Below are 6,988 nucleotides of genomic sequence, written 5' to 3'. Positions count from 1 at the left end.
GCAGCTGGGTGGCGGTGGACTCCACCGGGACCGTCGTCGGGATTGCAGCAGCCGGACCCAAGCGCGACGTCGAGTGGCAGCGGGATGCGCCGCCGTCGCCCATTGCTTTGGAGCTGCACCACCTTTACACCCTGGCCGCCACCCACGGTTCCGGGCTGGGGCAGCGGATGCTTGATGCCGCCATCGACGACCGGGCAGCCTACCTCTGGATCTTGAACGACAATCTGAGGGCGGAACGGTTCTACCGGCGCAACGGTTTCGCCCCGGACGGTACTTCACTTCTGTGCGGGCCGAGCTGGTATGACAAGCCGATGTTCCGGATGGTGCGGCGCTGATGGCGAAGGGAAAAACCAGGAAAGCCAGGTCCAACGGCGGGGGCTCCAAGGATGGCGGGGATTCGAAAGGTGGCGGGGGCCCTAAAAGCCGTGCGGAGTCCCGGTCTGGTGTATCAGGTCAACGGCAGGGCCCGGCGGACGGCGTTTATGAGGTGGACACCGGCACCGCTGAGTTAATTTCCGACGACGACAATCCGACCGGCTGGCTGCTCAAGCTCAACGGTGTGCAGACGTCGCACGTGGACGTTGTTGACCCGCTGCGCCTCGAATTCGAGTACATGGCCTGGATGGCCCGGCTGATTGAATCGCACTGGGGTTTCGACGAAAAGTTGCGGGCGTTGCACCTGGGTGGGGGAGCGTGCTCGATGGCCCGGTACCTGGCGGCGGCCTACGGCAACGCGCGGCAGGTCGTCGTCGAAATTGATGGCAGGTTGGCTGCCCTGGTGCGGGAGTGGTTCAACATCCCGAGGGCGCCGCTGGTGCGGATCAGGGTCGGCGAGGCGCGTGAGGTGACCGAATCATTGACGGACGAGAGCCGCGATCTGATCATCCGTGACGTGTTCTCCCGGCAGTACACTCCCGTCGCCCTGACAACAGCCGAATTCACCGCATCCGCCCGGAGAGTACTGGCACCGGGTGGGATCTACATGGTCAATTGCGGAGATTCCCCGGACCTGGCGACTGCCAAGCGGGAAATGGCCACCATCGGCTCGGTTTTCGCACACACGCTGATCATTGCGGATCCGCCGATGCTCAAGGGCCGGCGCTACGGGAACGTCATTATTGCCGGCAGCGATGTGCCGATCGGAAACGATCCGCGGCTCGCCAGGGACCTGCTCGGCGGCGGGGTCCCAGCCCAGGTGTGGGAAGACGTGCGGGTGCGCCAGTTCTGCACCGGCGCGAAGATCCTGACCGACGATGAGGGGCTCGTTCAGTGAGACTTCACCGCTGCTGCCCTACAGCCTTGCCGGTAGTCCGTGGCTAGCCGGGGAGGTGGGCGCGTACCCCGCGCCGCATTACTTGTGACCGGTCTGACGGCCATCTCCACACTGCTCGGCTTCTTCCGGGATATCGTGATCGCCGCCGTCTTTGGCGCTGGTTTCGAACTGGACGCGTACTTCGTGGCTCAGGGGCTGCTGAACATCGTCCTCGGCCTGGCTGCGATTGCGATGGCTCGTTCGGTTACTCCCGTTGTTGCCCGCGAAGCCGACGGCGAGGAGGGGCGCTGCCGCGGACATCCCGGTTTCGACGTGGCCTTGACGGTGACGCTGGTCGTTTTGGGACTGGGCAGCGTCATCATGGGTATTTTCGTCGGTCCCGTCACGTCGGTCCTCGCACCGGGTTTCAATGAGGCCGAGACGGCGACTGCCGCGCAGTTGACCCGCGTGGTGCTGATCGCAGCCGTCCTTGTCGCCGGGACCGATCTGCTGGCCGCCCTGGCACATGCCCATGGACGCTTCTCCTGGTCCTCCCTGCAGGGCGTACCCTTCAACATCGTCATGATCGGCGCGGCAGGCATCTTCGGCCCCCGCTACGGGATCATGGCCCTCGCCGTGGGTTTCGTCGCCGGATCCGGCGCCAGGCTTCTGATGCAGTTCCCTCCGGTGCGTGCTTTGGGGGCCAGGGTGCGGCCCCGCTGGAATTTGCGGGATCCAGGCTTCCGGGAGATCGCAAGGCTGGTGCCCGCGTTGTTGTTCGGCAGCGCCATCGGGAACGTCAACATCATGGTGGACAGGGCCGTCGGCTCAACGCTGGAGGACGGAGCGATCACTGCCCTGTCGTATGGTTGGCGCTTGATCAACCTTCCCGAGATGCTGATTGTCGCCTCGTTGGTCGTTCCGCTCTACCCAGCTTTGGGCGCGGCCGCCGGGAATATCACGGAAGTCAGGCGGCTGGTTGGACGTGCCCTGGCCGTTACGGTAACCGTGCTCACGCCGCTGTGCCTGGTCCTGGCGATCGCGGCCGTTCCGTTGGTCGAACTGGCTTTCGGACGCGGTGCGTTCACCGAAGAAGATGTCACCGCGACGGCCACTTCGGTTCTCTGGTACACGCCGGCATTGCTCGCGTTAGGCTGCAGACGGGTGATCGTCAGTGCGGCTTATGCATTGGGCGATTCGCGTGCGCCTGTCATTGTGGCATTGCTCGCCATGGTCATTAACGTCGTCGGCGATATCTTGCTCGCACCGGTGCTCGGCATTGCCGGGATCGCGTTGGCCACGAGCGCTTCGCTCGTCGTTGCCGCGCTTGCCAATGGTTGGTTGTTGCACCGCCTGCACGCCGGATTGGATCTGCCGGCGGCAACCGCACTGCTCGCCAGGGCGGCCGGCCTGGCGGTTGTTGCAGCTGCTGCGGGCTATGCCGTTCTCCAAGCACTGACCGGATTTCCGGCCATTGTCACGGCCGCGGCCGTCGCGTTGGTCGTTGGCGGACTCTATGTGCTTGGGCTGATGGTGCTGCGGGCGCCGGAGCGGCTACTGCTGGCGGAGACAATCCGCGCGGTGCGTCGCCGGCGTTAAAGCATGTGTAATTGCCGTCGAGCAATGGGGCACTGTCAGCTCTCTGCCGGCCGGGGCACTGGCTTCCCGGCTTTCCCGCCTGATCGTGTGAACCGTCCCGCAGCGAGATTCCATGCCGGTCCGGGGTCACTCAGCCTCCAGACGCTGTGCTCTGCTTTCCGGGCCCAACGCAGTGTGTCAATGACGTCCGCCGCCACGCCGTTCCGGCGTTCCACACCTGCCCGGCGCAGGTCGCCGGCCGTCCAGGCGTAGCGAACTCCTGTGCGGGCGTCTTCAAGGTCCGGCATGGAGCCATCAAGGACAAGCTGGCCCCAGGCGTCAATCAGTCCCGGCCGTGCAACATTCGACAAGGCAAGGGATCCGAAGAACCGGCCGTTCAGGTCGATCAGGTGTGGCACGCCATCGGCACCTGTCAGAAATTGCAGCTCAACCAGTCCACTCCAATTGAGCCGGCGAAGCAGCGTCTCGGCCTTGGCGGCCAGGCCCTCATCGACCGGAATCGTCTCTGCCCGTGCGGAGGCGCCGTTGGGCGTAGGCCACAAGCGGGACGAAACTTGTTGCACTCGACCATTGAGCCGCCCGTCATGGAATACGCCAATCAGTGCCCCCAGGCTGCCGCGGACCGGCGTCTGAAGCACAGGCTCGGCCCCTGCTTTCCGGAGGTGCTCGACTTGCTTCCGCGCTGCTTCGATATGTGGAAATAGTTTTGCTTCGATACGGTGTGGACGGGTCTGGCCCTGGGACCAATGGGCACGGCATTTGACCACTACCGGACCGGCCCAGCCAGCGAGCGCCTGCTCTGTTGCCGTTGCGGTGTACGGCGCGGCCAGTCCGGCATCAAAGGCGGCTTCGGCGAGGTTCACCTTGTCCAGGGCGGCTTCCACCACACCGGATCGGGGATGGGCCACCCGGGCTGGAATGTCATTCCGGTAGGTGGACAGCGCCGCCATCCAGTCATCTCCGCCGCCGAAGACGACGTCGTATGCGCCCGCTGTTACCGCCTTGCGGACACCGTCGACGAAGGCGATTCCGTCGCCCCGCGGCCGTGGCACCGGATGCCGGGCAGTACAGGCGCGCGAGGAGCCGAGCATCCCTGGAGCATCGGGCATGCCGACACCAACAGTCCAGCCAGATTGGTTGAGGGCCCTCGCAGCTGCCAGCGCACCGCGGTCACGGGCCGTACTGACTATGAGTGCGCGGCGCTTTCCCATCTGCTGACGCCACGGTGCGGCGGGATCCTCGCTGTCCAGCGGACGATCGGGCCTTTCGCCGGTGGCGTGATTCACTCAATATCCCCCATAGTCGTCGCGGCTGATGTTGGGCGCCAACATCAAGTCCGCCCGGCTGTTATTGCTTCCAAGCCTAACGCGGCTGGCCTCTGGCCCTGCGGTGGAGTAGGGGTGAGTTACCGCACGCCGAGGGCCTGTTCGATCGGACCGAGGCCGAAGAAGATGACGAAGGCCGCGGCCACGCCCCACATCAGCGGGTGGATCTCTCTGGCCCGGCCCTGGAAGCTGCGCACCAGCACGAAGGCGATGAAGCCGGCACCGAGACCGTTGGCAATGGAGTACGTGAACGGCATCAAGGTGAAGGTCAGGAAGGCCGGAATGGCGACGCCCCAGTCGGACCAGTCGATCCGGCCGACCTGTGCCACCATCATGAAGCCGACGACGACGAGGGCCGGGGCCACCGCTTCGAACGGGACGATCGCCACCAGCGGCGTAAAGAGAACGGCGAGCAGGAACAACAGACCAGTGAAAACGTTAGCCAGACCGGTGCGGGCACCCTCGCCGATACCAGCACCGGATTCAACGTAGATCTGGTTTGAGGATACTGACCCCGCGCCGCCCGCGATGGCACCGAGGGCGTCGACGATCAACACGCGGTCCGCATTCGGGATGTTGCCTTCCTCGTCAGTCAGCCCAGCCTCGTTCGCCAGACCGACCATGGTTCCCATGGCGTCAAAGAAGATGCTGAGCAGGATGGTGAAGGCCAGCAGGGAGGCGGCCGTGACTCCCAGATGGGTGAACGCGCCAAAGATATTGACGTCGCCGATCAAGCTCAGGTCGGGCAACTGAATCCACGTTTCCGGCACCTGCGGCACCACCAGCGACCAGCCGGTGGGATCCTGTGGGCGGACACCGGACGGAAAGATGGCCTCAATGATGACGGCCAGAATCGTCGCGGCGATGATGCTGATCAGGATGGCGCCTTTGACCTTTTTCACCACCAGGGCGATGGTCAGGATCAGCCCGAAGACAAAGACCAGCGTCGGCCAGCCGAGCAGTACGCCGCCGAAGCCGAGACCGACGGGCACAGTGGTTCCTGCTTCGTCGGGGATGCGGCGGACAAAGCCGGCGTTGACCAGCCCGATCAAGGCGATGAACAGTCCGATACCGACCACGATTGCCGTCTTGAGGCTCGGCGGAACGGCGTTGAAGACGGCCGTCCTGAAGCCGGTCAGGACCAGGATCAGCATCGTGACACCGGACAGCACCACCAACCCCATGACATCCGGCCAGGTCAGTCCTGGGTTGGAGGCAACGGTTACCGCCACGTAGGCATTGACCCCGAGTCCGGTCGCCAGCGCGAAGGGATATTTGGCCCAGACGCCCATCAGGATAGTGAGAACACCGGCCACGAGGGCGGTCACTGCGGCGACGCGTGCCGGGCCCAGTTCGCCGCCGGTGGAGTCTGCTCCGCTGAGGATGAGGGGATTGAGCACCACGATGTAACTCATTGCAAAGAAGGTCGCCAGTCCACCGCGGAATTCGCGCGAGACCGAACTGCCCCGCGTGGAGATGTGAAAAAAGCGGTCGAGAGCAGAGCCCTGCTTGAGCATAGTGATTTCCTCGTGCACGACGGCGGATGGTCCTTGAGAATCCTACCGCCCATGGCGAACTGCCGGACTTTCAGGCGGCGATATGTCCTACGCTGGTAGGGAAGACATCGTCGAGAGGCAACACCGTGCAAAGAGCATCCGCTGCAGTATCCATCCGCAGGGCGCTGGCCGCCCTCTTTGTGGCGCTGTTGGGCCTGATGGTGCCGGTTTCGGCCGCGTCCGCCCATGATTCCCTTGCGGAGTCGAGTCCCAAGGATGGGCAGAGCATGCAGAGTGTTCCCGATGCGATCAAGCTGACCTTCACGGACACTCCCATCGCACTTGGCTCCGAGATCAAGGTCCAGGATGAAGACGGTAGGGACTGGGCGATCGGCGACGTGGAGATCGTGGACAATGTCGCGACCCAGGCGATCAGCCCGGATGCTCCCGGCGGAAAATACACCGTGACCTGGCGCGTCGTGTCCTCGGACTCACACCCGATTGAAGGGGTCTTCGAATTCACTGCAGCCACCGGCGGCCCGGGCGGCGCCGAGGTGTCTTCGCCGCAGCCCGTCGAATCTCCCTCCGCGGAGGCCGGATCGGAAGGACAGGTCGCCGACCCCGAGGAAGCGCCGACAGTCTTCCCGACCACCTTCGTCGTCATCATGGGTGCGGTGCTGGTGGTTCTGGTGATCATCATCGGCATCATGGCCCGCCGCCGTTTGGGCAGGAACGACGACTAATCGACGTGGTGGACAATAAATGTTGGTTAGCGCCACGTTTACGAACACATTTTGCCCAGCAGGTTCAGGCGGCATGCCTGCCTTAGGCGATGGCCGTCTGTCCGGAGGTTAACATGCGTTCGGAGACGATCGCCTCGCTGACAACTTTCGCCTGGTGCACGATCTCCCGGGTGGTGGGCGCGAGCATGTCTCCGATTCCGACCAGATGGATGCCGATGGCGCGCATGGCGGCCAGGAAATCGCGTCCGGCGGTGATCCCCACTGATTTCAGTACCCGCCGGATCTGGTTCTGCGGGCAATTCGTCAACACGATGCTGTCAGCCATCAGGACGCCCTGCTCTGTCTGCACCGCCCATTTCCGCGGCTGGGTGCCGTCCGCGGAATGTCCCGTGCCGCCGTCGTTCTCCTGGAGAATGAGATCCGCGGCGTGGGTGTCTTTCCGGATGTCGACCGCGTGATTGCTGGCATAGGTCCGCAGCAGTCTCAGCAGCTCGGCACGCTCATGCAACATCGATGGATCGGCGGGGCTGCGGTGTGTGCTGCAGTCCCCAAGGAGCCCTCCGCAGCCGGACA

6 protein-coding genes and 1 pseudogene are annotated in these 6,988 nt (G+C 64.2%); 4 read left to right on the top strand and 3 right to left on the bottom strand.

Annotated elements, in window-relative coordinates; all coding sequences use genetic code 11:
* From Y707_RS26265 to murJ, 3 genes are all read left to right on the top strand, one after another.
* A partial coding sequence (locus Y707_RS26265) for a GNAT family N-acetyltransferase (protein ID WP_155853000.1) occupies positions 1-335 on the top strand: 335 nt, incomplete at its 5' end.
* Complete coding sequence (locus Y707_RS26260; protein WP_081744891.1) at positions 335-1,273, top strand: spermidine synthase; 939 nt, start codon at positions 335-337, stop codon at positions 1,271-1,273. The genes Y707_RS26265 and Y707_RS26260, both read left to right, overlap by 1 nt.
* A gap of 84 nt (positions 1,274-1,357) precedes the next feature.
* Complete coding sequence (gene murJ / locus Y707_RS0114320) at positions 1,358-2,851, top strand: murein biosynthesis integral membrane protein MurJ (protein WP_051442046.1); 1,494 nt, start codon at positions 1,358-1,360, stop codon at positions 2,849-2,851.
* Between the two features lie 35 nt (positions 2,852-2,886).
* On the opposite strand, the gene Y707_RS26255 is transcribed toward murJ, so the two are convergent.
* Positions 2,887-4,137: an ATP-grasp domain-containing protein gene (locus Y707_RS26255; protein WP_253905186.1), complete on the bottom strand. Its 1,251-nt coding sequence runs from the start codon at positions 4,135-4,137 to the stop codon at positions 2,887-2,889.
* Between the two features lie 119 nt (positions 4,138-4,256).
* Positions 4,257-5,693, bottom strand: a complete 1,437-nt coding sequence (locus Y707_RS0114310; protein ID WP_026535588.1) for an NCS2 family permease — start codon at positions 5,691-5,693, stop codon at positions 4,257-4,259.
* A gap of 125 nt (positions 5,694-5,818) precedes the next feature.
* Here Y707_RS0114310 and Y707_RS0114305 point away from each other — a divergent pair, with 125 nt between their 5' ends.
* A complete protein-coding gene (locus Y707_RS0114305) occupies positions 5,819-6,415 on the top strand; it encodes a copper resistance CopC family protein (protein WP_051442044.1) in 597 nt (198 codons plus the stop codon).
* Positions 6,416-6,497: 82 nt separating this feature from the next.
* Here the strand turns inward: Y707_RS0114305 and Y707_RS26250 are convergent.
* Positions 6,498-6,988: pseudogene (locus tag Y707_RS26250) on the bottom strand (hypothetical protein); the annotation flags it as partial.

This window comes from Arthrobacter sp. H14, assembly GCF_000520495.1.
Taxonomy (GTDB): domain Bacteria; phylum Actinomycetota; class Actinomycetes; order Actinomycetales; family Micrococcaceae; genus Arthrobacter_C.
Note: the sequence above shows the minus strand (reverse complement) of the source record. Positions and strands in the feature narration are given on the sequence as shown.

Excerpts from the sequence above, each read along its gene's own strand:
- Y707_RS0114310 (WP_026535588.1), bottom strand. The coding sequence starts at position 5,693 with ATGCTCAAGCAGGGCTCTGCTCTCGACCGCTTTTTTCACATCTCCACG.
- Y707_RS26260 (WP_081744891.1), top strand. The coding sequence starts at position 335 with ATGGCGAAGGGAAAAACCAGGAAAGCCAGGTCCAACGGCGGGGGCTCC.